Raw genomic sequence first — 26,300 nt, 5'->3', positions numbered from 1 at the left:
ACCTACCGGATGCCCTTCACCTTCGTCAGGATGATCGACCCGCCGAGCAGGGCGAACACCCCGCCGACGAGATACAGGAGCGTGTAGTTCTTCACCCCGTCCACCGCACCGATCGCGATGATCGCCGGGGCCAGGAGCGGCGCGATCGCGCTCGGCAGCTTCTGCGCGAACGACACGACCGACATGTAGCGGCCGGCCTCGGAGCGGTCGGGAAGGATCGCCAGGACGATGGCCTGGTCGACCGCTCCGAACGCCGCCAGGGCGAGGTTCATGATGACGGCGCCGATGACGAGCTGCGGGAAGGAGAACGCGGTGGCCTCGATCACCGCGCCGACCGCGAAGAGCAGCGCTCCGATGAGGACGAAGAGCTTCCGTCGCCCCAGCTTGTCCGACACCCATCCGCCGCCGAGCGCTCCGACGACGGCGGCGACGACTCCGAGGAGGCCGATGACCGTCACGGCGCCGGCGATCTCGGAGACCGGCAGCCCGAGCCGCTGGGCGTAGAAGAAGGTCGCGAAGCTCGTGTTGAAGTACAGGCCGATGAAGAACGTGAAGCGGCCGAGCCAGTTCCACCCGAAGTCCGGGTACTTCCGCGGATTGAAGGCGTAGCTCGAGAACACCTTCTTCAGGGAGATGCGGTCGTCCGGCAGCGCCATGCCCCGCGAGTCCGGGTCCTTGCCGAGGAGGACGAACGCGAGCACGGTGACCGCTCCGACGACACCCGGCAGCAGGAACACGAGCACGGTGCTGATGTCGACCACGGCGTAGACGATGCCGATGCCGAGGATCGGCGCGACCTGGGCGGTCAGGCCGGTGAGTCCGGAGATCTTGCCGCGTTGCTGTTCCGGCACGAGGTCCGCCTGGAGGAACATGATCGCCGCTCCCACGTTGGCCCAGCCGAACATGGCGATGATCCACCCGATGATGAGGACGGGCACGCTCGGGGCCACGGAGATGACGAGCAGACCGACGAGTCCGAAGACGATCCCGCCCAGCATGAACGGGCGACGGCGACCGAGCCGCGAGCGGGTGCGGTCACTCCAGATGCCGATGAGCGGTGCCGTGAGGATGAACACCGCCTGCGCGAGTCCCGTCGCATACCCCAACACCTCCTCATGGCCGGGCACCAGTTCCTGGATCCGGAGGGCCAGCGAATAGGACAGCGGGACGATGAACGCCATCGAGGACCCGAAGTTCGCGAGCATCATCGTCACGATGAAGCGGGCGCTGACTGGACGGGTCGGGCCGTCGGGCGTCGGGAGGTTGGTCGTGGTGGGACCTGCGGCGGTGCCGGAGGTCATGGGACGCGCCGTGGCAGCGGCGATGGTGATGCGTGAGGACTCCTCTGGAGTGAGCTCGTCGTTGATGCCCATGGGTTCCTTCTTCGGTCGGGTGGTGCGGGATGTGCTGCGGGGTCGGGATCACCCGCGGCGGCCCTCACCCCCGAGGGGCCGCGCGCGGATGGACGGGTCAGCGGTCGTCGTCGGCTCCGTCGGTGGCCTGCCCGGGCTTCGACCCGTCGAGCCCCGTCCAGCGACGCCGCAACGAGAACGCGGCACCCTTCGGCTTGCGGTCGCGGGTGAAGACACCCTTGCGGTTCCCGTCGACCCGGTGGATGCCGGGTGACGTCTGGAAGTCGGCGAAGTTCCACACGTGCTCGCCGATGAACTCCGGGATGCGGTCGAAGACGCGATGGTTCATCGCGAGGTAGTCGGTCTGGTACTCCTCGCTCCACGGCAGGTCCCATACGGAGTGTTGACCGGGCATCGTGTCCGCGCCGTACTCGGACATCATGATCGGCTTCCCGAACCGCTGCGCCCACCCACGGAGGTCCTGCTCGAGGTAGTGCTCGGCCGTGGCGAGGTCGCCCGTGAACACGTACCACCCGAAGTACCGGTTGATGCTGAGGACGTCGAAGAGGTCGGCGATGGTGTCGTTCTGTGCGTTCGCGAACATCACCGCCGCGTAGGTGAGCGGCCTCGTCGGGTCGAGCTCGCGGGCGAGGTCGACGAGCGGTTCGAAGTACTCCCGCGCGCCCTCCTCGTTCGAGGCAGGCTCGTTCGCGATGCACCACATCACGACGCTCGGGTGGTTCTTGTCCCGGTCGATCAGTTCTCGGAGGTGCTGCGCGTGGATCTCGCGCGTCACCCCGCCGAAGTTCTCCGGTGCGAAGGTCGGGGTGGGCGGGATGCCGGTGAGGCCGCCCTGCACCCCGAGGTTGAGTCCGACCGCCGCAGTCTCGTCGATCACGACGATGCCCTGCCGGTCGGCAAACTCGAGCACCTCCTCGGCGTAGGGGTAGTGCGAGGTGCGGAACGAGTTCGCCCCGATCCAGTCGAGGAGCTGGAAGTCGTGGACGAGGTAGGCATTGTCGTGTCCCTTACCGCGGATGGCGGTGTCCTCGTGCTTGCCGAACCCGGTGAAGTAGAAGGGCGAGTCATTGATGAGGAGCTGTGTGCCGCGGACTTCGACTGTGCGGACGCCGAACGCCTGCGTGTAGCTGTCGATCAGCCGATCACCGTCGACGAGTTCGACCGCGAGGTCGTACAGGTAGGCCGCGCCAGGCTGCCAGCGGGTGATGCCCGGGATGGTGAGGGTGGCGGACTCCCCCGCGCCGGTGGCGACCTCGGTTCCGGTGGCGTCGAGCACCCGGACGCGGACATCGGCCGGCGCCGTGGTCGCGACGCGGTACGTGACGATCCCGTCCGCGCCGTCGACCTCCGTGACCACGGTCACGTCCTCCACACGGACCTTGGGCGAGCTGTACAGCCAGACCGAGCGCGCGAGCCCCGCGTAGTTGTAGAAGTCGTGAAGCACCGCCTGCTGCTTGCGGCCGTCCGGTGCCTCGCTGATGATGCCCGGGGGGATCGTGATGTTCGTCAGTTGGTTGTCGACAGCGACCGTCAAGCTGACGCTCACCCCCGCTTGCACCCGGTCGCTGATGTCGATCTCGAACGGCGTGTAGCCACCCTGGTGCTCCCCGACGAACGCGTCGTCGATGTAGACCCGCGCGGCGTGCGTCGCGGCGTCGAACCGGAGCATGATGCGCTCACCGCCCCACCCGCGCGGGATGGACACGGGGCGCTGGTAATACACCCAGCCCACATGATCGCGGATCTCGGCGGAGGTGAATTGGTCGTTGTAGCTCGCAGGTACCGCCACCTCGAGCGAGCCGGGGAGCCGCTCGAGCCATGGCTGCTCACCTGTGGCGGAGTCGAGCGCGAACGACCACAGGCCGTCGAGGTTGACGAGGTCCCGGGTGGGGGTGGCGCGGGGTTTCAACATGGGGTTCCTTCTTCGCGACGATGCGAGGTGGTGAGGGTCGATGGTTCAGAGCGAGACGAAGCTGAGCGGTTCGGGGCCGGGTTCAAGGGAGGGCGCTGTAAGAGAACCGGGTGACGGTCGCGTCGCCGCCGAGCGCCTCGATCCCGATCACGCGACCCGTGAACCCGCCCGCGACCTCGGTAGAGCAGTACCGACCATCGATGTCGGCGAGTGCTTCCGGTTCAGCACCGAGACCGAGGATGATGCGGTCGGGGCCGGTGCGCGCGCCTGGCCGCTGCTGCGCGTTAGCGAGGGCACGGACGGTCAGCGACTCACGCCGGTCGACGCCGGTCCGTTCGGCGACAATCTGGTCGAGCGGGCCGATGACGACCCGGACCGTCACGCGGTCGCCGACCCGCTGCACCACGGCCTGGTGCGCGTCGTCGATGCGGACGCCGAGCGCGATGTCGCCCTCGGGCGCGGCCACCTCCACAGCCCACTGTTCATCGCGTGCGCGGACCGCCAGCAGGTGCTCGGCGTCACGGCTCGCCGCGGGTCGCCCCGCCGTCAGGTTCAGCGCTCCGTCCCGGACACTCGCGAAGGACGCCGGGGCCACGCCCGGGGCGATCCACCGCGGGTGCAGGGTCGGTGCGTCAAAGGTGTCCACGAACGAGGTCTTCGGGGTCGACTCCGGGAAGCGGTCCTCCACGACGACGGGCCAGTCGTCTACCCAATCGATGCCGACGAGGAAGGTCTCGCGGCCGTTCGTGTGCCACCGCGGGAACGATCCACGCAGCCGGACCCCGAGGTGGACCATCGCCCAGCTGCCGTCCTCGGCCTCCACCAGGTCGGCATGACCGGTGGACTGGACCGCATGGGTCGTGCTGCGGTGCGACAGGATCGGGTTCGCCGGGTTCCCCACGAATGGTCCGTCGATGGCCGCTGATCGCGCGACGGTCACCATGTGGCCAGGACCGGTGCCGCCTTCGGCGACCAGCAGGTACCACCAGTCTCCGCGCTTGAACACATGCGGACCTTCCGGATGCGTGTCGCCGGTTCCGATACCGCGCCAGAGCACCACGGGTTCGGACAGGACCCGACCGGTCGACGGATCGACCTCGACCTGGGAGATGCACCCGCGCATCACGTCGCCCCACGTGAGCCTGCAGACCCCGTCGTCACCCCAGGCGAGGTCGGGGTCGATGCCGATCAAGCCTTCCGTGTAGACCGGCTCGCTCCATGGCCCCTCGGCACGTTCGGCGTGCACGATGAGGTGCCCCTTGGTGATCTCGTCGACATTGGTGGTTGTGAGCCAGAACCGGCCGTCATGGTGTCGCAGGGTGGGAGCGTAGATACCGCCGCTGGCGCCTTCGACGCCGGTCCGCACCGTCAGCTGACCCTCTCGAGTGAGAACGTTGCCGAGCTGGTCCCACGAGCGGAGATCGGTGCTCGTGAATATGGGGACGCCGGGCGAATACTCGAAGCTCGAGGTGGCGAGGAAGAAGGCCGCGCCGACCCGGCAGACGGACGGATCGGGGTGATAGCCGGGGATGACCGGGGTGTTCGTCATGCGAGTGGATTCCTTCCTCCTCCGCGACGGTGCGAGGGGCTCGTGGTGCTATTTTGACTGAGCAAGACAAAATCTGTCAACCGATTGCCAGAACTTGCCATTGCGGGCGCAGCACCGGCAATCCGACGCAGGACGGACAGAGGACGACATGGATGATCCACAGGGCAAGCTCGCCGAGGAGACACCGGCCCGGGCGGGCGGGCGACGCCTCGCTCCGACGATCTACGACGTGGCGCGCGCGGTCGGCGTCAACGCGTCCACGGTCTCCAGAGCGCTCAACAAGCCCGGGCGGGTCAATCGCGCGACGGAGCAGCGCGTCCGCGCGGTCGCCCTGGAGTTGGGCTACCGCATCAACCCGATGGCGCGTGCACTCCCGACCGGCCGCACCGACACCTTGGCGATCCTCATCTCCGACATCACCAACCCTGTCTACTTCGACCTCGTGCGCGGAGCAGAACGCGCGATCGCCGCCACTGGACAGACACTCGTGTACGCGGAGTCGCAGGAGTCCGGGGAGGTCGAGCTCGCCACCGCCGGTCGCCTGCAGTCGGCGGTCGACGGCCTACTCCTCGTCGCCTCTCGCCTGCGCGACGACGAGATCAGCCGGTTGGCCGCGACGAAGCCGGTCGTCCTGGCAAACCGCGCGGTTCCGGACCTCCCCTCCATCACCCCCGACGTGACCATGGGTGTTGCGCAGGCGATGGGACACCTCGCCGACCTCGGGCACCGCTCGATCGGCTATCTGGCGGGACCGGCCGTGTCCTGGATGAACCGCACCCGGTGGAGCAGCATCTTCGGTTCGGCACGTGCGCGCGGCCTGTCGATCGCGATGTTCACCGCCGGCCGACCGACTATCGAGGGCGGTGAGCATGCCCTGCCGAAGATCATCGCATCCGGCGTGACCGCGGTCATCACCTACAACGACCTCATGGCACTCGGACTGCTGCGGGCGTGCAGGACGGCAGGCGTCACAGTGCCCGGACGACTCAGCGTCGTCGGCTTCGACGACATCTTCGGTGCCGATCTGACCACTCCCTCGCTGACAACCGTGCGCAGCCCCCTCGCCGCCATCGGCGAGGCCGCCGTCCACCGGCTCGTCGCCGAGGTACGGGGAGAGCACAGGGTGGACGACAGGCCCGGCCTCACGACCACGCTGATCGTGCGCGAGTCAACCGGTCCGGTCGAGCGGATCTGACGCGGGGACGACGATGCGGGGCCTGCGCGGACAAGCCCCGCATCGAGTTGTCAGGCTTCGGTGACGCCGACGGTGTCGAGCGCGTTCAACCGGGCGACACCACCGAGCCACGCGAGGCTCGGCTTCGGCGTGCGGACGAAGGTCTCCCGGTCGATGGCGATGAGCCCGAACGTCGGCTCCCAGTGACCCCACTCGAAGTTGTCGAGCAGTGACCAATGAAGGTACCCACGCACGTCGACGCCATCATCCATTGTGCCGCTGAGCCCCTCGAGCGCCTCCCGGGTGTACCGGATGCGCTGCTCGTCGTCGGCGGTGGCGATACCGTTCTCGGTGATCAGCACCGGCACACCACCGGTGACCTCCCAGGCGTGACGGACGGCCATCGCCAGCGAATCTGGGCGATATGCGGTGCCGACGAGGGTGTTATTCGGGTGCGGCGGGTGCGGCACGAGTCCGCGGGCATCGACCTGCTGACTCGAGTAAGCCTGCACGCCGACGAAGTCGTCGCCGCGGCTGCCCTCCCAGTAGACGTCCTCTTTGCCGTACCGGATCTCGAGCAACTTCTCCTCACCGCCCGGGGCCGCGGTGAGCGCGCCGGCGGCGATGGTCCAGCCGACCTTCGCGCCAGTGCGCTCGCGCACGATCGCCCGCGCCGCATGATGAATGGCCGTGAACGTCCGTCCGATCTCCGGATCGGCGTACGTCAGGAAGTCGCTGTGCGACTGCTGCTCCGACTCCCCCTCGGCTTCGACGGTCGGGCTCTGCCACTGCCCGCCGGCCTGTTGCATGCGGCGCATGGCGGTCATGATCGCGGCCTGCATGTTCGGTTCGTTCATCGTGACGACCCACTCGACACCATCGAGGATCGTGGTCGCCTCTGCAACGTAGGCCTGGAACCGCTCCGAGGCGTCGGGCGCCAACCAGCCGCCTCGCTCGGCGAACCATTGGGGTGTCGTGAAGTGCTGCAGGGTGACCACCGGGGTGACGCCGTGCTCGAAGCAACACTCGATCATGCGCCGGTAGTGGGCGAGCTCCGCCCGCGAGGTGTGCCCCTGCACCGGCTCGATCCGTGACCACTCGAGGCTGAAGCGGTAGGAGGTGAGCCCGGCCTCGGCGAGGAGGGCGATGTCCTCGCGGTAGCGGTGATAGCTGTCACAGGCGTCGCCGGACAGTTCCATGCCCGGCATGGACTGCTCGCGCGCCCACCAGTCGCTGTTCACGTTGTTGCCCTCGATCTGGTGGCCGGCGGTCGCCGCGCCCCAGAGGAATCCGTCGGGGAAGGTCGTCGTCATGGTCGTCGATGCTCTCTCGTTCGTGGTGCGATGGTCAGATGGAGGCGACCGAAGCTTCGGCCACCGGAGTGCGGAACGGGCGGCGGGCGCTGAAGCGGCCGGGGCCGGCGTGGAACTCGGTACCGTCGGGGAAGCTGATCCGGGCTGTGGTCGCAGCCGGGATCACCGCGTCGATGAGCAGTTCACCGCCCTCCTGCCGCCAGTGGAGGGTGATCGTCCCGTTCGGCGACTCGTGGGAGCCCTTGGCCCAGGACAGTCCGGCGCCGGGGACGGGTGCGATGATGATGGAATCCCAGGCGATCGAATCCTCGGCCTGCCGGAGTCCGAGCGTGTACTCGTGGAGGAAGCGCGCGAACGTCCCCTTGCTGTAGTGGTTGAGGGACTCGTGGGCGACACCGTCCGCGTCGATGCCCTCCCAGGCCTCCCAGATGGTGGTCGCACCACGGTCGACCATGGTGAGCCAGGAGGGCTCCGTGCGCTGCATGAGCAGCTCGTAGGCCACGTCCGCACGGCCACCCTCGACGAGCACGGGGAGCAGGTCCCCCGTCGAGAGGAACCCGGTGCCGAGGTGGGTGTCGGCTCGCCGGATGAGCTCCACCAGGCGATCCAGCGCGGCGGCTCGACGAGCCTCCGGGAGCAGCCCGAATGACAGCGCCCGGACGTAGGCAGCCTGCGTGTCGGTCTCGGTCGTGCCGTCTGGCCGAAGGTAAGCGGCCTGCCAGGCCGAGCGGACCTCCTCGGCGACCAGCGCGTAGCGGTCCGCCGCATCGTCCTGGCCGAGGATCGCCGCGATCTGCGCGAGCGTGGACGTGGAACGGAAGAGGTAGGCCGTTCCGACCTCGCCCTTGTCAGCCATGAACCAGGCCATCGGATCGTCGACGATCGGGTCAATCACCTTGCCGTCGGCGTCGAGCTCCCGCGGCTCTGTCCACTCACCCCAGTGGAACGTGCCGTCCCAGAGGAACTCCTCGAATGCCTCGGGCTCCGACGAGCGCTGCTGCCGCGCGTGGTGGCGGGTCTCCCGGGCGCGGTCGATCGCCCACTCGACCCATCGGACCATCGCGTCCCAGTTCTCCGCGAGCACCTCGGTGTCGCCGTAGCTGCGGTACAGCTCCCAGGGCACCGCGACGATCGCGTCGCCCCAGCCCGCGGAACCGGTCATCATCGCGAACTGGTCGTCGAGTCGCTGCTTGATGCGTCGACCGTCCGGCGAGAAGTTCGTGATGCGACCGTCGTCGAGCTGGTCGTCACGGACGGAACGCAGCCACTTCCGACTGAACCCGCTCACGTCGCGGAGCCGTGTGGCCGTGGAGACGAACACCTGGTAGTCGCCGCTCCAGGCGAGCCGTTCCCGCGTCGGACAGTCCGTCGGGACGTCGACGGCGTTGCCGAGGAAGCTCCACTCGGCGAGTCGATGGAGCGATTCCAGGTCGGGGTCGCTGCACGCGAACGTGCCGGCCTGCGCGAGGTCGGTGTGGACGATCTGCATCGAGAGCGTCGCCGGGTCGAGCGGCGCACCGTGTCGCACGATCCGTGCGTACTGGAAGCCGTGGACGGTGTGCCGCGGTTCGAAGACGGCCGGCGTCTCCCCCGCGACCACCTCGTCGTGCTGCCGGAAGACCCGTGCCGGTTCGCCCGGACGGTGGGAGTCGAGGTGGGTCGTCGAGAGGTCGCCGTCCGCTCCGACATACTCGCCGTAGTCGATCTCGGTCCGGGTGCCCGCGGGTCCGAGATCTCCGAGCCGGAGCCATCCGGAGGAGTTCTGGCCGAAGTCGACGACCCACACGCCCTCGCGCAGCTCGCGGACGCTGCTCGGGGCGCGCGAGGCGACCACCTTCACGGCGGGCGCCGGCGACCAGTCGATCGCCGGCGGGTCCACCACCGCGTCGACGACGACACCGGTGCCCGTCGCCGCCACGCGCGTCAGGTCGACCGTCTGGCCGTCCATGAGGTCGGCTCTGGTGATCGTGGACGGCCTGCTGGTCCAGCGCTCGTCGGAGCGGACCACCAGCGTGGTGCCGTCCGCGAAATCGACGTGGACCTCGGCCCGGAGACCGAGGACGGTCCCCCAGCCGGACGGGATGCGGAATGCACCGACCTGTCCGCGATACCAACCGTCGGACAGCTCGATGTCGAGCAGGTTCGTGCCGTGGGCCAGCGCACCGGCGATGTCGGACGCCTGGGCGTAGAGGGTCCGGTCGTACGAGGTCGAGCCCGGGGAGAGCTCCGCGCTGCCGACACGCTCGCCGTTGACCGTCGCGGTGTAGACCCCGAGGGCGGTCGCGTAGAGCCGGGCGGACCGGATCTCCCGATCCACCGGGAACGCGACGGACAGGAGGTGGGCGGGACGGTTCCCGTAGCCGGGATCCTCTGCTTCGACCGGGGAGATCCAGGACGCCTCCCAGTCCTCGTTCAGCAGGCCGACCTCGAACGAGGCCGGCTCCGACCACTCGGCGGCCTCCTCGGTGGAGCGCACGCGCCACTCGACGCGCTGACGACTGGACAGCGGCGACCAGGGCCAGTCGAGGTAGCGGTGCCAGTCCGCGAGCACGACCGGTTGCCGAACCCCGCCGATCACCGCCTCGAGCTCGAAGGCACCGATCGCACCCGCTCCTGGCTTCCAAGAGAGCCGCGGCGTCGCCCCGGTGACGACGAACTGGTCGCCGCCGCTGTCGACGGTGAGATCGTGGGGTGTCGTGTGCATGCGGTGGCTCTCTGCTCAGTGGTGCTGGACGGGGTGTCGACGGCGCGGCCGCGCCGGGTCAGCGGACGGCTTTGACCTTGGTGGAGACGATGATCCCGCCGAGGAGCGCGAGGACCGCACCCGTGAGGTAGAGGATCGTGTAGTTCTTCTCCGCGCCGGTCGCACCGAGGGTGATCACGACCGAGGCGAGCAGCGGCGCGACGGCACTCGGGATCTTCTGGGCGAAGGCGACGACCGCCATGTACCGGCCGGCCTCCTCGCGGTTCGGCAGGATGGCGAAGATGATCGCCTGGTCCACCGTCGCGAACACCGCGATCGCGGTCTGCATGAGCACCGCACCGATGATCAGCTGCGGCAGCGACCACGCGAACGCCTCGGCCAGGGCACCGGCGACGAAGAGGAGCGAGGCGATGAGCACGAACAGCCGCCGACGCTTGAGCTTGTCGGAGAGGAAGCCGCCGAGCAGCGCCCCACCGGCCGCGGCGACCACACCGAGCATCCCGATCGTAGCGACGACCCCGGCGACCTCGCGGACCGGGAGGTCGAGCCGCTGCGCGTAGAAGAAGGTGCCGAACGTGGTGTTGAAGTAGAGGCCGATGAAGAAGACGAAGCGACCGAGCCAGTTCCAGGCGAAGTCCGGGTACTTGCGCACGTTGAAGCCGTAGCTGCGGACGACGGAGCCGACGGTGACGGTATCCGTCTTCGCGAGGTGCTTGGAGCTCCCCTCCGGCTTGATGAGCGGGAAGATCGCGAGGAGGACGGCGCCGATGACGCCGGGGACGAGGAACACGAGGAAGGTGCTGGACGACACCGCGTAGGCGACGCCGATGCCGAGGACCGGCGCGATCTGCGTCATGAGCCCGGTCAGTGCCGACACCTTGCCGCGCTGCGACTCCGGGAGCTTGTCCGCCTGCAGCGTCTGGATCGCTGCGCCACAGATGGACCAGCCGGACATGCCGAGCACCCAGCCGGCACCGACGATGAGGAGGTCGGGCGCGAGTCCCATGACGATGAGGCCGATGAGGCCGATCCCGACGCCGAGGAAGATGAACGGTGTGCGGCGGCCGAGGCGTGAGCGGACGCGGTCGCTCCAGATGCCGACCATGGGGCTGATGACGAGGTAGACGAGCTGGGCCGTCCCGGTGATGTAGCCGAGCACCTCCTCGTGACCCGGCGCGAGCTCGGAGATGCGGACGGCGATACCGTACGACAGCGGCACCATCATGGCCATGGACGCGCCGAAGCTGGCGAGCATGAGCCAGAAGATGTAGGAGCGGCTGACCGGGGTCTGCGGTTCCTGCACGGTGGCCGGGGCGGCGTCGAGTCCGTCGGGTTCGGGCTGCGCGCCCGGGGTGGGCTGGGCCGCGGCGAGACCGGCTGCGGCGCGGGCGGTGGGATCGGGTTCGTTCGGGGACACCATGACTCCTTCATCGGGTGTGTCGACCGGCTACGGTGCTGGTCTGCGTCCGGGCGACAGCGGTGTGCGACTCCGGCAAACTGTAACCAACATGGTTACTGTTTGGAAACAGTAACCATCGCGGATACAATTGGCAAGTCCCGGGCAACACCTGTCCGATCGACGCGAGGAAGGCCGAGCATGACGACGAGCACGGCGACGAACATCGCACCGGAGGGGAACCCGACCCGCGGTCGACGTGGCCCCCGCGGCCCCTACGCGACGACACCGGCCCGCCGCGCCGAGATGATCCGGGCGGCGTCGGCGAGCTTCGCCGAGCACGGCTACGAGCGGGCCTCACTGCGGGACATCGCCTCCCGCGCGAGCGTCACGCACGCCGCGCTCCTCCGCCACTTCGCGACGAAGGACGACCTCCTCCTGGCCGCCCTCGCGCAGCGGGACGCCGACGACCTCGAGCTCGCCCAGCGCATCATGCAGTCCAGACTGCCGGCGGACCGCGTCCTGAGCGCGGTGCTCGAGGAGGACTTCGCCCACCCCGAGCAGCAACGCAACTGGCTCGCGATCACCATCGCGGCCACGAACCCCCACCACCCCGCGCACGACTTCTTCATGGCCCGCCGAGCCCGCATGCGCGAGCACTTCACCGACAAGCGGCTCTCGACGGCCGCCGACGGGGAGCATCTCACCGCCGATGACAAGGTGACGATGACGCTGGCGATGATCGACGGTCTGCGCATCCAGGCGCTCTTGGACCCGGAGCGCGAGACCCTGCCGCTGCTCGAGGCCTTCATGCGCCTGATCGCGTCCCCGGAGGACGGCGCCACCACGACGGCGTGAGGTCAGCGGGCCGGCGAGTCCACACCGCTCGTGCGGATGACGTCGAAGCCGTGAAGCGCCTCCGCGACCGCCTGCGCGGGAGAGGTATCACGATTACCGGCTGCCCACCAGGCCAGCGCCTCGTCGATCGCCGCCTGAACAGCGGCCCCGACGGCTCGCGGGACGATGTCGGACGGCGAGGCCTCGAGGCGCCGCGCGACGAACTCGATGGTCTGCTCGCGCCACCGCCGGTAGGTCTCCGGCCTCGTCTCACGTAGTTCGCGGGTCGTCGCGATCAGGCGCATCCGAGCGCGGCCGACGGCGAGCGCGTCGGCGTCCTGGTCGAACACGTCGAGCACGACCGCGGCAATGGCGTCGGCGATGGGCAGTGAATCGTCGGCCGTCGCGAAGCCGTGAGCCAGCGCATCGATCGCCCCCTCGATGCCACCCCACACGATGTCAGCTTTCGTCGGGAAGTACCGATGCAGGGTGCGGACACTCACCCCGACCTCTTCCGCCAGCACGCCCATCGTCGTGCCCTCGTACCCGCGGCGGTAGAGCACGTCGAGCGCTCGGGACCGGAGTTCGTCAGGTTCGGAGACGGGCGGGCGGCCGGGGCCCCGTTTGGCGGTCATGCACCCACGCTAGCGCCCGCGCGCAGGTCGTTTTATGACATACTCTGCCAATACCGTTGCCACGACATGGAGGTCGTCATGCCCTACCCCTTCCCCGATGTCTCCGAGACCCCGCTCGCAGACCTCCTCTCCCTCGCCGGGCGACGCGCCGTCGTCACCGGAGGCGCGCAAGGACTGGGCAAGGCCATCGCCGTCCGACTCGCGGAGGCCGGCGCCGACCTCCTCATCGTCGACCTGCATGAGGACGCCGCGCGCACCGCGGCCGACGAGCTCCACGCGCGGTTCGGTGTCACGGCCCTCGGAACCCGCGCCGACGTAAGCGACGCCGCAACCGTCGCGGCCGCCGCAGACCTCGCCGTCACCGAGCTCGGAGGGATCGACGTCTGGGTGAACAACGCCGGCGTCTTCCCCAACGCCCCGGTGCTCGAGATGGACGACGAGACCTGGGACCGGGTCTTCGCCGTCAACGCCCGCGGCGTCTTCCTCGGGGCGCGCGAAGCGGCACGACGCATGACGGCGGACGGGTCCGGCGGCGTCATCGTGAACATCGTCTCGACCGCCGGGGTCCAGGTCGCCTTCCCGGGCATGTCCGCCTACGTGAGTTCGAAGCACGCGGCGCTCGGACTCACGAAGTCGCTCGCGGTCGACCTCGCTCCGCTCGGCGTCCGGGTCCTCGGTGTCGCGCCGAGCTTCGTGCCCACGGAGGGGAATCTCGCCGTCGCGGCCGCCGCCGCCGAGGCCGCCGCTGCAGCCGGCGTCGAGCTCCCGAAACTCGATGTCATGAACCAGAGCCTCATCGGACGCTTCGGCACCCCAGACGACATCGCCCGCGTCGTCCTCTTCGCCGCGAGCGACCTCTCCATGATCATGACCGGCAGCACCCTCCTGGCTGACGCTGGAGAGACCCTGTAGTTCCTCAGGCTTGGAGCCGACGGGCCCACCCATCTCACCAGATCAGAGCACTCACTAGCGCTTGTTGGCAGAATGTCCTAACATAAGGACACATTCTCACCCGGTTCAGCGTCGACAACCGGCCCATCGGGGCCGGAGGCGGGAACACGCAAAGGAGCGAACAACGTGTCTCATGGTGGAACGATCACCAATGCCGTGAAGGTGGCCCTGCCGCCACTCGGCAACGGCCCCTACAACCGACGCCTCGGCCTCGTCGCCGTCATCGCGACCTTCGGCGGGCTGCTCTTCGGCTACGACACCGGCGTCCTCAACGGCGCTCTGTCGTTCATGATGGAGTACTTCGGCCTCGACTCCTTCCAAGAAGGACTCATCACCTTCACCCTGCTGATCGGTGCCGCCGTCGGCGCCTTCTTCGGTGGGCGTCTGTCGGACCGCCTCGGTCGCAAGCGCAACATCCTCATCATCGCCGTCCTGTTCTTCATCGGCGCCGGCGGCTGCGTCATCGCCCCGACCTACGAGATCCTGCTCGTCTTCCGCTTCATCCTCGGCCTCGCCGTCGGCGGCGCCTCGGTCACGGTGCCGGTCTACCTCGCCGAGGTCGCGCCGTTCGAGAAGCGCGGCAGCCTCGTGTCGCGGAACGAGCTCATGATCGTCGGCGGGCAGTTCCTCGCTTTCGCGATCAACGCGATCATCGGCAACGTCTGGGGCTCCAACGACCACGTCTGGCGCTACATGCTCGCCATCGCCGTGATCCCGGCGTTCGTCCTGTTCTTCGGCATGCTCCGGATGCCCGAGAGTCCGCGCTGGCTCATCGCCCGCGGACGAGACGACGAGGCCCTCGAGGTGCTCCGGCAGGTGCGTTCCGAGGAGCGCGCGGTCGCCGAGATGGAGGAGGTCCGGCAGCTCTCCGAGATCGAGAAGGACGAGCAGTCGGGCACGTTCCGCGACATCGTCCGCACGCCGTGGATTCGTCGCCTTTTGTTCATCGGCATCGGCATCGCCGCCTACCAGCAACTCACCGGCATCAACTCGATGATGTACTACGGCACCCAGGTGCTCGAGGCGGCCGGCTTCACCCGGAACGCGGCGCTCAGCTTCAACGTCCTGAACGGTGTGATGTCCGTCACGGCGATGCTCGTGGCGCTCTCCATCATCAACCGCTTCAACCGTCGCTCGCTGATGCTGTTCGGCTTCATCGGGACCACGACGATGCACCTGCTCGTCGGCGCCATCGGCCTGGGGCTGCCCGAGGACAACCCCGTCCGCCCGTGGCTGCTCCTCATCGCGATCCTGCTCTTCATCGGGATCATGCAGGGCACCATCGGCCCCCTCGCCTGGCTCATGATCGCCGAGATCTTCCCTCTCAAGATGCGCGGCGTCATGATCGGCATCACCGTCCTGGTGCTCTGGTCCACGAACGCCATCATCTCGCTGGCGTTCCCCTCGCTCGTCGAGTCCCTCGGCTTCGGAACGTTCCTGCTCTTCGCAGCGGTCGGTCTCCTCGCCATCCTCTTCGTCGCGACGAGTGTCCCGGAGACGAAGGGCAAGAGCCTGGAGTCCCTCGAGGACCACTTCAAGGAGCAGTACAAGACGTTCTGATCGGCAGCCGCTGTACCGCCGAACGGCCCGCCCTCATCGAGAGGGCGGGCCGTTCGGTCGTGGGGGCTTCATCCCCCGGCTCCGTGTGCCGGAGGCGTCAGACGGATGAGAGGTCGACCCACGCTCCAAGGCGGTCGCTGTGCCGCGCTGCCTCGAGGATCGCGAACGTCGCGAGCGAGCCCTCGACGGCGACAGGGAACCCGCCCGACCGGGAGTCGACGGCGTCGCGGACACCGGTGTAGAAGTCCTGCCACCGGCCGTCGGCCCGCGGGTAGGGCCGACGCTCGCCATCGACCGTCGTCAGCCTGCCCCACCGCTCGTGCGGCTCGACACCCCACCCCCGGTCGCCCGGTCGCAGGCCGGCGAGCACCTGCTCGGTCTGGATGTCGAGTCCGTCCAGGGTGATGGTCCCGGAGCTTCCGGTGACCCGGAGACGCGGCCGGCCGTCCGGCTGGAGGACGTCGGATGCGACGATCGACCGGACACCGTTCCGGTGCTCTATCACCAGATCGAAGGCGTACTCGTAGGCGTCAGCGGGTCGGCGGTCGATCGTCGCGAACACCCGGTCCGCCGGCCCGAGGGCTTCGCGCACCTGGTCCACGAGATGACTCCCGAGGTCGAGGAGCTGGCCGCCCCCTGACCCGTCAGCAGTCGCCTCGGGCTCCCAGCGGTCGAGCACGTTCTCGACCGTCCGGAGGTCACCGACCGCTCCAGAACGGACGATCGCCCGCAGCGTCCTGGACTCCGAGTCCCACCGCCGGTTCTGGAACACGCTGAGCGGCACCCCCCCCGCTCGGCGGCGTAGGAGACGAGCTCGCGGGCCTCGGCGAGGCTGACGGCCATCGGTTTGTCGACGATCACCGGTACGGCCGCGTCGATCACCTGTTTCGCGAGATCGATGCGTCCCGACGGCGGCGTTGAAATCGTGACGACGTCGACGCCGGATGCCAGCAACTCGGCCAGGGTGTCGAAGGCAGGGACACCAGGATGATCCGATGCCAACTCCGTGCGCCTCGCCGGCGAACGGGTCACCACACCGGCGAGGACACCCTCGCCGAGAGCGGCGACGAACGGGGCGTGGAACGTGCGCCCGCCGAAGCCGTATCCGACGAGGCCGAGTCTCACGCGCCGGCTCCCGCTCCCTCACCCGAAGCGGCCGCACGGCCGGCGTCGACGAGCTCACGCAGGCGGTCGAGCTGGAACCGCGAGACCTCGTCGGCGCGCTCGTCCTCTGCGAAGACATTGGAGACGACGATCGCGTCCTCGCGATCGAGGAAGCCGGTGCGTCCGAGCGTCGCGAAGAGTCCCGACCAGTCGACGTCGCCGTCGCCGATCGCGAGGTGCTGGTGCACCCGTGCCGCGTTGCCCGGCGGGTTGCTGATGTACCGGAGGCCGTGCGACCGGTGGTGGTCGAACGTGTCGGCCGCGTAGACCGCGCCGAGACGCGCGCCGATCTCGGGCAGCAGGGTGGCTGCGCGGTCGCCGTAGTGGAAGGTGTGCGAGGCGACGTACACGAAGCCGACGGATGACGAGTTCAAGCCCCGGATGATCCGCCAGGCCTCGAGCCCGTCCTCGACGAAGTCGTCGGGGTGCGGATCGAAGTTGATGCGGACACCCTCGCGCTCGGCGAGCGGCAACAGGGTCTCCATCGAGCGGTAGAAGGCGGCCTCCGAGTCCTCGCTGCGCTCAGGGCGTCCGCTGAACTCGGTGTTGAGGGTGTCGACGCCGAGTTCCACGGCGAGGTGGATGATGCGCGAAAAGTTGCGGACGGCAGCCTCCCGCTGCGGCTCCTCGGGCGAGGAGACACGTTGCACCGGCAGGAGCGCGGGGATGGTGATCCCGGCGTCCGCGACGCGCTTGCGCAGGGCGGCGACGAGGGCGTCGTCGGCCTTGGGGTAGCGGAAGAACGGCCCGAAGTCGGCGTGCGGCGTCAGCTGCAGGTGGTCGTACCCGAGCCGTGCGGCGATGTCGGGGAAGTCGAGCAGCCCGTGGTCGTGGTGGTACGGGGTCGGGTCGAGAGCGATGCGGACCATCGGGGAACTCCTTCGTCAGTGCGGCCGGCCGGTGCCGCGTGAGACCCCGGCCGGACGCGGATCAAGCGTAGAACGCGGGGCGCTCGGGAACGGCGACCGGCACCGGGCCGTCGGTGGTGAGGGCCGCGACTCCCGCCTCACACGCGAGTGCCACCTTGTAGCCGTCCCAGGCGTTCGGCCCGTCGACGAGGATGCCCGCGCGGACCGCGTTCACCCAGCGCTGGACCTGCTCGTCGTAGGCCGCGGCGAACCGCGTCACGAAGCTCGTGTGGTCGGCGACGCTGTAGCGGCCGTCCTTCCACTGCTGGAGACCAGAGGGCTGACCGATCCTCGCGATGCTCTCGGCGAAGACCGCCTCGGTCGCGACCTGATAGCCGAACTGGACGCTCACGTTCATCTCGACGTCGACGAGGACTCCGTTCGCGAGCTCGATGATAACGAGGATTGGCTCGCGCAGGTGGTCAGGGCTCAGCCGGTTGCGACGCGGGTACTTCACCTCGACGCTCGCGACGGTCGAGTCGGCCACCCACGGCAGCACGTCGAACTCGTGCACGACCGAGTCGGTGATGAGCATCGTCTGCGTGTAGGTGTCGGGGACGACCGCGTTGCGGTGGACGCCGCGGAGCATGAGGAGCTCGCCGGCGTCGCCCGACTCGACGAGGGCGCGCAGCTGCTGGTACTCGGCGTCGAAGCGACGCATGAACCCGACCTGGATGTGCGGACGGTCGAGCTGCTGTTCTGCCTCGAGCACCCGCCACGACGACGTGGAGTCGGGCGTTAGCGGCTTCTCGCAGAGGATCGGGAGTCCGGCGGCGAGTGCCGGCAGGAGTACCGGCTCGTGGAACTGGCCGGGGGTCGCGATGAGGACCGCGTCCACGGCCCCGGCCGCGATCGCGTCCTCGATCCGGGTGAACGCCTGGGCACCGGGCGCATTGGCGGCCGCGGCTGCGGCACGTCCGGCGTCGGGTTCGATGATCGCCGCGACGACCGCACCGCTCACCCGCTCGGTGATCCGCTTGACGTGGTCGGCTCCCATCAGGCCGGCTCCGACGATGCCGACCCGGAGGTCGCCGGTCCGGGCGTCGGTCCCGGTGGGACGGTCGGTGGTCTGGATGGTGGTGCTCATGGCGTCGGTGCCTTCCGTGAAGTCTGACTGGTCGAAGTGGGTTCAGCTGACGCGTGCAGCGGCGGTCTCGCCGAAGATGTGCTCGCGTGTGCGCTTGGCGATGGGGAACGGGCGATCGATCGAGCAGCCGTACATGTCCTGCTCGACGATCCCGAAGATCTGCGGGTCGAGTGCCGCGACGCGCTCGATGATCGGGCCGAGCTCCGGGACGCCGAACGGCGGCTCGACCATGATGTCCTGGGTGACGGCCTCGGCGAACGGCACGTCGTTCTTCAGGACGTCGAACAGCAGGCTTGTATCGACCTGCTTCAGATGCAGGTAGCCGATCCGCGACGGGTGGTCGTCGATGAGCTTGAGGTTGTCGCCGCCGTAGTAGGAGAAGTGGCCGGTGTCGAGGCAGAGGTTCGTGTACCGCTCGTCGGTCTCGGCGAGGAAGCGCTCGACCTCCCTGGTCGTCCCGACGTGGCTGTCGGCGTGGGAGTGGAACTGCTGCTTGATCCCGAACTCCTCGAGGAGGGCCTTGCCGAGGCGATCGTGCCCGGCGGCGAGCTTCGCCCACTGCCCGTCGTCGAGGGTGCGAGCCTCAAGGACCTCACTCGTCGCGTCACTGCGCCACAGGTCCGGGATCACGACGAGGTGCTCGGCCCCGAGCTTCGAGACGAGCCCGGCGATGTCGAGCGCCTGGTCCCAGGCGCGCTTCCACTGGTCGTCGCCCTTGTGGAAGCCGGTGAAGACGGTTCCCGCCGAGAGCTTGAGCCCACGGGCGCCGAGTTCGTCGGCGAGCTGGTTCGGATCGGTGGGGAGGTACCCGTACGGGCCGAGCTCGATCCACTCGTAGCCGGAAGCGACGACCTCGTCGAGGAAGCGCTCCCACGGGACCTGCTTCGGGTCGTCGGGGAACCAGACACCCCAGGAGTCGGGAGCGGTGCCGATACGGATCGACGGGGTGGTGGTGGATGCTGACATCGGGTTCCTTCGGTACTCGTTCGTGGGATTCTGGTCGTTCACTCAGCCGAGCAGCGGCTTCTGGGTGGCCTTGATCTCGGCGTACTCCTCGTACGCACGCTGCGTGCTCGGCAGCTCGGAGACCGCGGGCACGGGGACGTCCCACCAGCCCTCGCCGTCGGGCGCGTACAGCAGCGGGTCGCTGTTGATGTGGATGAGCGTCGTCCGGTCGGAGGCCTTCGCGGTCGCCATGGCCACCCTGAGGTCGTCGATCGACGAGGCGCCGGGCTCGACCTCGATCACGTCGACGCCGTAGCTGCGCGCGTTGGCGGCGAGGTCGACGGGCAGGATCTCCTCGCCCTGGAAGTTGCGGGCCTCGGGGTCGAGGCTGCGGTACCAGGTGCCGAATCGCTCGGATCCGACCGTCTCCGAGAGGTGTCCGATCGAGGCGTAGCCGTGGTTCTGGATGAGGACGACGATGAGCTTGATACCCTCGGCGACCGCGGTCACGAGCTCCGTGTGGAGCATGAGGTACGACCCGTCGCCCACCATCACGACCACGTCGCGGTCGGATCCGCTCGCCTCGGCACCGCGCTTCACGCCGAGCCCGCCGGCGATCTCGTAGCCCATGCAGGAGAAGGCGTACTCGACGTGGTAGCCGAGGGCGTCCCGCACGCGCCACAGCTTGTGGAGGTCGCCGGGGAGCGAGCCGGCCGCCTGCACGATCACGTCCTCAGGGTCGGTGCTCGACTGCACGGCACCGATGATCTCGGCCTGGCCGGGGAGCGCGAGTCCGGAAGGCACGAAGGCCTCGTCGACGACCGCATCCCATGCCGCTTTCTCGCGGCGGACGGTCTCGGCATGGTCGGCGTCGACACGGAACCCGGCGAGCTCGGTCTGCAACGCTTCGAGCGTCTCGCGGGCGTCCGCGATGACGGCGATCTGCGTGCCGTGCTTGTACGCGTCGAAGCTCGCGACGTTGACGTTGACGAAGGTCACGCCCTCGGCCTGGAACGCCGTGCGGCTCGCCGTGGTGAAGTCGCTGTAGCGCGTCCCGACGCCGATCACGACGTCGGCTTCCGCCGCGAGACGGTTGGCCGCCGTGGTCCCGGTGGCGCCGATCGCGCCGACGTTCTGGGGGTGGTCCCACACGAGCGAACCGCCACCGGCCTGGGAGGTGCCGACGGGGATGCCGGTCGCCTCGACGAGCAGCCGCAGTGCCTCCTCCGCGTTCGAGTAGATCACTCCCCCGCCGGCGACGATGATGGGACGCTTCGCCCCGCGGATGGCCGTGACGGCGCGAGCCAGTGCCGCACGTTCCGGCAGTGGACGGCGCAGGTGCCACTCGCGGTCCTGGAGGAACTCGATCGGCACCTCGACGGTCTCCGCCTGCACGTCCTCCGGCAGGGCGATCGTGACCGCGCCGGTCTCGGCCGGGTCGGTGAGGACGCGCATGGCGGCGAGGGCGATCGAGAACAGCTGCTCGGGCCGCTGCACCCGGTCGAAGAAGCGGGACAGCGGACGGAACGCGTCGTTGACGGTGATGCCGATGTCGTGCGGCAGTTCGAGTTGCTGGAGGACCGGGTCGGCGACGCGTGTCGCGAAGGTGTCGCTGGGCAGCAGGAGCGCGGGGAGCCGGTTGGTGGTGGCGAGGGCGGCACCGGTGAGCATGTTCGCGGCACCCGGGCCGACCGAGGCCGCACTCGCGAAGGTGCCGAGGCGTCGGTGCATGCGGGCGTAGCCGACGGATTGGTGCACCATCGCCTGCTCGTTGCGCGCCTGGAAGTAGGGCATGAGGTCGGGGTCGAGTGCGTTCGCCTGTTTGAGCGCCTGCCCGAGACCTGCGACGTTGCCGTGCCCGAAGATGCCGAACATGCCGGGGATGGTCCGCTCCCGGTGGTCGCCGTCCACGGTCCACTGGTGACCGAGGAATTCGACGAGCGCCTGGCTCACCGTCATCCGCTTCGTCCTGGGGTTCGTCGCCATCACTGCTGTCCTTCGTCGTCGGTGCTGTCGTTCGAGTGGTGCGGTGCCGCATCGGCCGTGTACGGCAGGCGCGGGTCGACGTCCTGGCCGGCCCAGCTCTGGCGGATCCACGCGTGTGCGGGGTCGTCGCTGATGTGCCAGACCCGTTCGTCGTCGGGACCCGCCATCACGTTCAGGTAGTAGAGGTCGTATCCCGGAGCCGCGACCGCCGGCCCGTGGTAGCCGAACGGCACGAGCGCGATGTCACCCGTGCGGACGATCGCGGTGATGTCGATCTCCCCGGCGGGCGAGGAGTAGGTGGCGAACATACCGAACGGGTCGGCGGACGCCGGTGCCGTCAGCCCCTTCGACACGGCGGACTCGAAGTAATAGATCTCCTCGAGTCGCGACTCCTCGCCGGGCACCGACTCGTCGTGCTTGTGCGCGGGGTACGACGACCAGTTCTCCGCGGGGGTGACGACCTCGCAGACGATGAGCTTCGCAGCGTCGAGCGCGTCCGGCGTGCCGAAGTTGTGCACCTGTCGGCTGGACCGCCCAGCACCGCGCAACTCGACGGGCACCTCGTCGGCGCGAACGTGGCGGGTCGGGAGCGCGGTGCTCGCGGGTGCCTCGGCGACGGCGACCCGGCCGGAACCGCGCAGCGTCCCGGCCGTCCCGACGCCGAGGTAGAGGACATCGGTGGGGCCGTCGAAGACGGACGCTCGACCGCCGAGCACCGCGGTGTCGGCGTTCCCCTCGCCGTCGGACCACTGCACGGAGAACGAGCCGGCGAGCGGGACGACGATGCGCTCGACCGCGCCCTCTGGGAGCCCGAGCTCGTCGTCACCCGAGAGTTCGGCGACGCGGAGACCGGTGTGCTGCCAACCCTCGGTCGCCCCGTCGACGACGCTCTCCCAGCCGTCGCGGGAGAGGTCGCCCTGCTCGTACATCCACTGCATGATGTTCACTCCGTCGTGTGTGATTCGATCTTGCCGCTCGGCCCTTCCCTTCGACAGGATCCGGAACCGCTTGTCGAAGGGCGGTCGGGCCGGGGTGCCTCAGTTCTGGGGGAAGCCGAGGTTGATGCCGCCGTGGGAGGGGTCGAGCCAGCGGGCGGTGATGGCCTTCTGCTGGGTGAAGAACCGGACGCCCTCGGCGCCGTGGGCCTTCGTGTCGCCGAAGAGCGAGTCCTTCCAGCCGCCGAAGGAGAACGTGGCGACCGGCACGGGGATGGGCACGTTGATGCCGATCATGCCGACCTGGATCTCGTTCTGGAACCGCCGTGCAGCACCACCGTCGTTCGTGAAGATCGCGGTCCCGTTGCCGAACGCACCGCCGTTGATCAACTGCACGCCTTCTTCGTAGGACTGCACGCGGACGACGGCGAGGACGGGTCCGAAGATCTCCTCCGTGTACACCTTCGAGGTCGTGGGGACCCGGTCGATGAGGGTCGGGCCGAGCCAGAACCCGTTCGGGTCGCCGTCGATGGGCGTGTTGCGGCCGTCGACGACGATCGTCGCGCCGTCGGCTTCGGCGATGTCGAGGTAGGAGGCGACCTTGTCGCGGTGCACCTTCGTCACCAGCGGTCCCATGTCGCAGTTCCGGCGTCCGTCACCGATCCGCAAGGTGGCTGCACGCTCGGCGATCTTGGCGATGAGTTCGTCCGCGACGGGCTCGACGACCACGACCACCGAGATCGCCATGCAGCGCTCGCCCGCGGATCCGAAGCCGGCGTTGATCGCGGAGTCCGCGACGAGGTCGAGGTCGGCGTCGGGCAGGACCAGCATGTGGTTCTTCGCCCCGCCGAGCGCCTGGACCCGCTTGCCGTGCGCGGTGCCGGTCTCGTACACGTACTTCGCGATCGGGGTGGAACCCACGAAGGAGATGGCGCGGACGTCGGGGTGGGTGAGGAGCCCGTCGACGGCCTCCTTGTCACCGTTCAGCACCGTGAACACGCCGTCGGGGAGCCCGGCTTCCTTCCAGAGCTCCGCGAGCCAGATCGCCGCGGACGGGTCCTTCTCACTCGGCTTCAGCACGACCGTGTTCCCGGCCGCGATCGCGATCGGGAAGAACCACATCGGCACCATCGCGGGGAAGTTGAACGGCGAGATGATGCCGACGACCCCGAGCGGCTGCTTCGTGGAGTACACGTCGACGCCGGTGGAGACCTGCTCGGAGAACTCGCCCTTGAGGTGGTGCGCGAGGCCGGTCGCGAACTCCACGACCTCCTGCCCGCGCGTGATCTCACCCAGCGCATCCGAGACGACCTTGCCGTGCTCCGCCGTGATGATCTCCGCCAGCTCGCCCTTCTTCGCCTCCAGGAGCTCACGGAACTTGAAGACGATCTGCTGACGCTTCGCGAGCGACAAGTCACGCCAAGCAGGGAACGCCTTCGCAGCCGATGCGACAGCTGCTGCGATCTCGTCCTGGTTCGCGAGCGCGACGTGCTTCGTCGCGACACCGAGTGCGGGGTCGTAGACCGGGGCGGTCCGACCGGAGGTGGAGGGGGCTTCAGCGCCGTCGATCCAGTGCGGGACGACGGGGAGGGAGTCAGTGCTCATGATGCGGGTGGTTCCAATCTGTGGAGGATCGACGCTCGGAGCGGAGCGGGACGTCAGGACGGGAGGTCGCCGTGGACGAGACCGGCGGCGGTGTCGACGGCGGCGGTGACGTCGCCGTCGGCGGGGTAGATGAGGGTGCGTCCGACGACCAGGCCGCGGACGCCGGGCAGCTCGAGGGCACGCTCCCAGGACGAGTAGACGTCGTCCTGGTGGCCGTTCGGCTCGCCGCCGAGGAGGAGTGTCGGCATGGTGGTCGCCGCCATGACTCGCTCCATCTCCTCGACCACCGGGAGTTTCATCCAGGTGTACGCGGAACTCGAACCGAGGCCGGCGGCGATGGCGATCGAGGTGATGACGGCCTCCGGCGAGAGGTCGTTCACGATCCGACCCTCGCGCCACTCGCTCATGAACGGCTCGAGCATGATCGGCACCCGAGCCGCGGCGGCCTGGTCGACGGCGCGTGCGTTCGCCTCGATCGTCGCGACCGATCCGACATCGCCGAGGTTCACCCTGAGGAGGGTCTTGGCGAAGTCGAGACCGTCGCGGACGATGCCGGGAATGTCGTAGCCGGTGAAGCGGTCGTCCATTTCGAATGCGGCGCCGCGCAACCCGCCCCGGTTCATCGATCCGACCACGACCTTGTCGTCGAGCAGACCGAGGAGGGCGAGGTCGTCGATGATGTCGGGGGTGCCGAGCACGCCGTCGACGCCAGGACGCGAGAGCGCGAGCGCGAGGCGGTCGAGGAGCTCGTACCGGTCGGCCATCGCCATCGTCTCGTCGCGCACCCCGAGGGCTCCGCGAGCCGGGTGGTCGGCGGCGACGATGAAGAGCCGACCGTCACCGCGGATGAGCTCGCGGCGGCGGCGGTCGGTGTGGGCCCGGGTGATCGCTGCCGGGTCCGATGCGCGGACCTCGCGCAGGCGCTCGAACTCGGCTTCACGAAGGAAGCGCGATGTCCTGGTGTTGTTCACGATGGTCATCGGGCACCTCCGAGTTCTGCCGCACCGACGGTGCTGATGCTGTCGAGGATCTCGAGGACCTCGGCGGAGTTCGGCATGGCCGTCGAGCACTCACGCCGCGAAGCGACGATGGCCCCGGCGATGTTCGCGAACCGCAGGATCTTCTCGAGACCCCACCCTTCGATGAGGCCATGACAGAGGGCGCCTCCGAAGCTGTCCCCCGCGCCGAGCCCGTTCACGACGTCCACGAAGTACGGCGGTACCTCGACGGTCTCGTCGCGCGTCTTCGCGAGGACGCCCTTCGGGCCCTGTTTGACGATGGCGAGTTCGACGCCGCGTTCCAGCAAGGCGTCTGCAGCGCGGTGTGGATCCGTCTCGCCGACAGCCACCTCGCATTCCTCACGGTTGCCGACCGCGACCGTGACGTGTTCGAGCGCTCGCCCGACCTGGGCGGAGGCCTGCTCGGCCGAGTTCCAGAACATCGGACGGTAGTCGAGGTCGAGGATCGTCAGCGGCCGGCGGGCGCGGGCTTCCCACGCGGTGAAGTGGGCCGAGCGGCTCGGTTCCTCGCTGAGCCCCGTCACCGTCGCCCAGAACACCTTCGCGCGGTAGATCGCGTCGAGGTCGAGGGACTTCGACGTGATCGTCAGATCAGGCGCCTTCGGCTTCCGGTAGAAGTACAACGGGAAGTCGTCCGGCGGGAAGATCTCGCAGAAGGTGACCGGTGTCTGCAAGTCCGTCTCCCAACCGACGAACTCGTCAGCGACGCCGAGGCGTCCGAGTTCGCGGTGGACGTATCGACCGAAGGGGTCGTCACCCGTTCTGCTGATGAGCGCCGTCGGGTGCCCGTGCTGGGCGGCGGCGACAGCGACGTTGGCGGCGCTCCCCCCGAGGTACTTGCCGAAGGTGTCGACGTCCTCGAGGCCGATGCCGTCCTGCAACGGGTAGATGTCGACGCCGACGCGTCCCATGGTGACGACGTCGTACGTGGTGGCTGATGGAGCGGTCATACGTCTCTGTACAACTTTCTGTGAGCTGTTCGATGCGGCCAGAACCAGCATACACAGAATGTCTTAACAAATGAACATGACTCGAGGATCTTGATCACACGCCCGTCAAACCGCGGGGACGCCATGGGAACCGGCCGACATGGGGAGCCAAGCCCTGCCGGCGGGCCGTGGATACGAAGAAGCCCCGAGATCCGCATGATCTCGGGGCTTCTTCTCCGGTGGGCCCTGCCGGGATCGAACCGACGACATCCACGGTGTAAACGTGGCGCTCTACCAGCTGAGCTAAAGGCCCGCGAT

The 26,300-nt window shown here is 68.7% G+C and carries 20 protein-coding genes, 1 tRNA gene and 1 pseudogene; 4 read left to right on the top strand and 18 right to left on the bottom strand.

Going from position 1 to position 26,300, the window contains the following annotated elements; genetic code table 11:
- Positions 1–2: 2 nt before the first annotated feature.
- The 3 genes from RWN05_RS04675 to RWN05_RS04665 form a co-directional block, all read right to left on the bottom strand.
- Positions 3–1,373 (bottom strand): MFS transporter, encoded by a 1,371-nt coding sequence (locus RWN05_RS04675; RefSeq protein ID WP_071259900.1) that lies wholly within the window; start codon positions 1,371–1,373, stop codon positions 3–5.
- 97 nt (positions 1,374–1,470) lie between these two features.
- A complete protein-coding gene (gene uidA / locus RWN05_RS04670; protein ID WP_314138733.1) occupies positions 1,471–3,285 on the bottom strand; it encodes a beta-glucuronidase in 1,815 nt (604 codons plus the stop codon).
- Between the two features lie 82 nt (positions 3,286–3,367).
- A complete protein-coding gene (locus tag RWN05_RS04665) occupies positions 3,368–4,834 on the bottom strand; it encodes a glycoside hydrolase family 43 protein (protein ID WP_079002374.1) in 1,467 nt (488 codons plus the stop codon).
- A 148-nt stretch (positions 4,835–4,982) separates the two neighbouring features.
- Between RWN05_RS04665 and RWN05_RS04660 the strand changes: the two genes are divergently transcribed.
- Positions 4,983–6,029: a LacI family DNA-binding transcriptional regulator gene (locus tag RWN05_RS04660; RefSeq protein WP_079002373.1), complete on the top strand. Its 1,047-nt coding sequence runs from the start codon at positions 4,983–4,985 to the stop codon at positions 6,027–6,029.
- Between the two features lie 50 nt (positions 6,030–6,079).
- Here the strand turns inward: RWN05_RS04660 and RWN05_RS04655 are convergent, their stop codons facing one another.
- Genes RWN05_RS04655 through RWN05_RS04645 form a run of 3 tightly spaced genes read right to left on the bottom strand, consistent with a single transcriptional unit; the run spans position 6,080 to position 11,442 of the window.
- Positions 6,080–7,321 (bottom strand): glycoside hydrolase family 1 protein, encoded by a 1,242-nt coding sequence (locus RWN05_RS04655; RefSeq protein ID WP_079002372.1) that lies wholly within the window; start codon positions 7,319–7,321, stop codon positions 6,080–6,082.
- Positions 7,322–7,355: 34 nt separating this feature from the next.
- The gene (locus RWN05_RS04650; RefSeq protein WP_314138729.1) at positions 7,356–10,025 is read right to left on the bottom strand and encodes a family 78 glycoside hydrolase catalytic domain; all 2,670 of its coding nucleotides are present in this window, start codon (positions 10,023–10,025) and stop codon (positions 7,356–7,358) included.
- Positions 10,026–10,083: 58 nt separating this feature from the next.
- The gene (locus RWN05_RS04645) at positions 10,084–11,442 is read right to left on the bottom strand and encodes an MFS transporter (RefSeq protein WP_399542875.1); all 1,359 of its coding nucleotides are present in this window, start codon (positions 11,440–11,442) and stop codon (positions 10,084–10,086) included.
- A 180-nt stretch (positions 11,443–11,622) separates the two neighbouring features.
- On the opposite strand from RWN05_RS04645, the gene RWN05_RS04640 reads away from it, so the two are divergent.
- Positions 11,623–12,279, top strand: a complete 657-nt coding sequence (locus tag RWN05_RS04640) for a TetR/AcrR family transcriptional regulator (protein ID WP_314138726.1) — start codon at positions 11,623–11,625, stop codon at positions 12,277–12,279.
- Positions 12,280–12,281: 2 nt separating this feature from the next.
- On the opposite strand, the gene RWN05_RS04635 is transcribed toward RWN05_RS04640, so the two are convergent.
- Positions 12,282–12,893 carry a TetR family transcriptional regulator gene (locus RWN05_RS04635; RefSeq protein ID WP_079002369.1) on the bottom strand — a complete coding sequence of 204 codons (612 nt, stop codon included), beginning with the start codon at positions 12,891–12,893 and terminating at the stop codon, positions 12,282–12,284.
- 78 nt (positions 12,894–12,971) lie between these two features.
- Here RWN05_RS04635 and RWN05_RS04630 point away from each other — a divergent pair, with 78 nt between their 5' ends.
- The gene (locus RWN05_RS04630) at positions 12,972–13,805 is read left to right on the top strand and encodes an SDR family NAD(P)-dependent oxidoreductase (RefSeq protein WP_071260326.1); all 834 of its coding nucleotides are present in this window, start codon (positions 12,972–12,974) and stop codon (positions 13,803–13,805) included.
- Between the two features lie 165 nt (positions 13,806–13,970).
- Positions 13,971–15,404, top strand: coding sequence for a sugar porter family MFS transporter (locus RWN05_RS04625; RefSeq protein WP_079002368.1), 1,434 nt, complete (start codon positions 13,971–13,973; stop codon positions 15,402–15,404).
- Positions 15,405–15,501: 97 nt separating this feature from the next.
- Here RWN05_RS04625 and RWN05_RS04620 read toward each other — a convergent pair whose 3' ends face one another.
- From RWN05_RS04620 to RWN05_RS04575, 11 genes and pseudogenes are all read right to left on the bottom strand, one after another.
- Positions 15,502–16,188 carry a Gfo/Idh/MocA family oxidoreductase gene (locus RWN05_RS04620; RefSeq protein WP_314138725.1) on the bottom strand — a complete coding sequence of 229 codons (687 nt, stop codon included), beginning with the start codon at positions 16,186–16,188 and terminating at the stop codon, positions 15,502–15,504.
- A 59-nt stretch (positions 16,189–16,247) separates the two neighbouring features.
- Positions 16,248–16,529 (bottom strand): annotated as a pseudogene (locus tag RWN05_RS18105) (Gfo/Idh/MocA family protein); the annotation flags it as partial.
- Positions 16,526–17,437: a sugar phosphate isomerase/epimerase gene (locus tag RWN05_RS04615; RefSeq protein ID WP_079002366.1), complete on the bottom strand. Its 912-nt coding sequence runs from the start codon at positions 17,435–17,437 to the stop codon at positions 16,526–16,528. The pseudogene RWN05_RS18105 and the gene RWN05_RS04615, both read right to left, overlap by 4 nt.
- A gap of 61 nt (positions 17,438–17,498) precedes the next feature.
- A complete protein-coding gene (locus RWN05_RS04610; RefSeq protein WP_314138723.1) occupies positions 17,499–18,563 on the bottom strand; it encodes a Gfo/Idh/MocA family oxidoreductase in 1,065 nt (354 codons plus the stop codon).
- Positions 18,564–18,605: 42 nt separating this feature from the next.
- Positions 18,606–19,529: a sugar phosphate isomerase/epimerase gene (locus RWN05_RS04605; protein ID WP_079003906.1), complete on the bottom strand. Its 924-nt coding sequence runs from the start codon at positions 19,527–19,529 to the stop codon at positions 18,606–18,608.
- A 42-nt stretch (positions 19,530–19,571) separates the two neighbouring features.
- Entirely contained in the window at positions 19,572–21,494 is a 1,923-nt protein-coding gene (gene iolD / locus RWN05_RS04600) for a 3D-(3,5/4)-trihydroxycyclohexane-1,2-dione acylhydrolase (decyclizing) (protein WP_079002364.1), read from the bottom strand.
- A complete protein-coding gene (gene iolB / locus RWN05_RS04595) occupies positions 21,494–22,432 on the bottom strand; it encodes a 5-deoxy-glucuronate isomerase (protein ID WP_399542880.1) in 939 nt (312 codons plus the stop codon). The genes iolD and iolB overlap by 1 nt, the downstream gene beginning before the upstream one ends.
- A gap of 99 nt (positions 22,433–22,531) precedes the next feature.
- Positions 22,532–24,034, bottom strand: coding sequence for a CoA-acylating methylmalonate-semialdehyde dehydrogenase (locus RWN05_RS04590; protein WP_314138719.1), 1,503 nt, complete (start codon positions 24,032–24,034; stop codon positions 22,532–22,534).
- 53 nt (positions 24,035–24,087) lie between these two features.
- The gene (locus RWN05_RS04585) at positions 24,088–25,014 is read right to left on the bottom strand and encodes a class I fructose-bisphosphate aldolase (RefSeq protein ID WP_285037795.1); all 927 of its coding nucleotides are present in this window, start codon (positions 25,012–25,014) and stop codon (positions 24,088–24,090) included.
- Complete coding sequence (gene iolC, locus RWN05_RS04580; RefSeq protein ID WP_314138717.1) at positions 25,011–26,003, bottom strand: 5-dehydro-2-deoxygluconokinase; 993 nt, start codon at positions 26,001–26,003, stop codon at positions 25,011–25,013. Before iolC ends, RWN05_RS04585 begins: the two co-directional genes overlap by 4 nt.
- 219 nt (positions 26,004–26,222) lie before the next feature.
- A tRNA-Val gene (locus RWN05_RS04575) sits at positions 26,223–26,295 on the bottom strand.
- Between the last annotated feature and the right edge of the window lie 5 nt (positions 26,296–26,300).

It is taken from the genome of uncultured Plantibacter sp. (genome assembly GCF_963518075.1).
Classification (GTDB): Bacteria; Actinomycetota; Actinomycetes; order Actinomycetales; family Microbacteriaceae; genus Plantibacter; species Plantibacter flavus_A.
The sequence above is the reverse complement of the archived record's forward strand: the minus strand, read 5'-3'. Positions and strand labels throughout refer to the sequence as shown.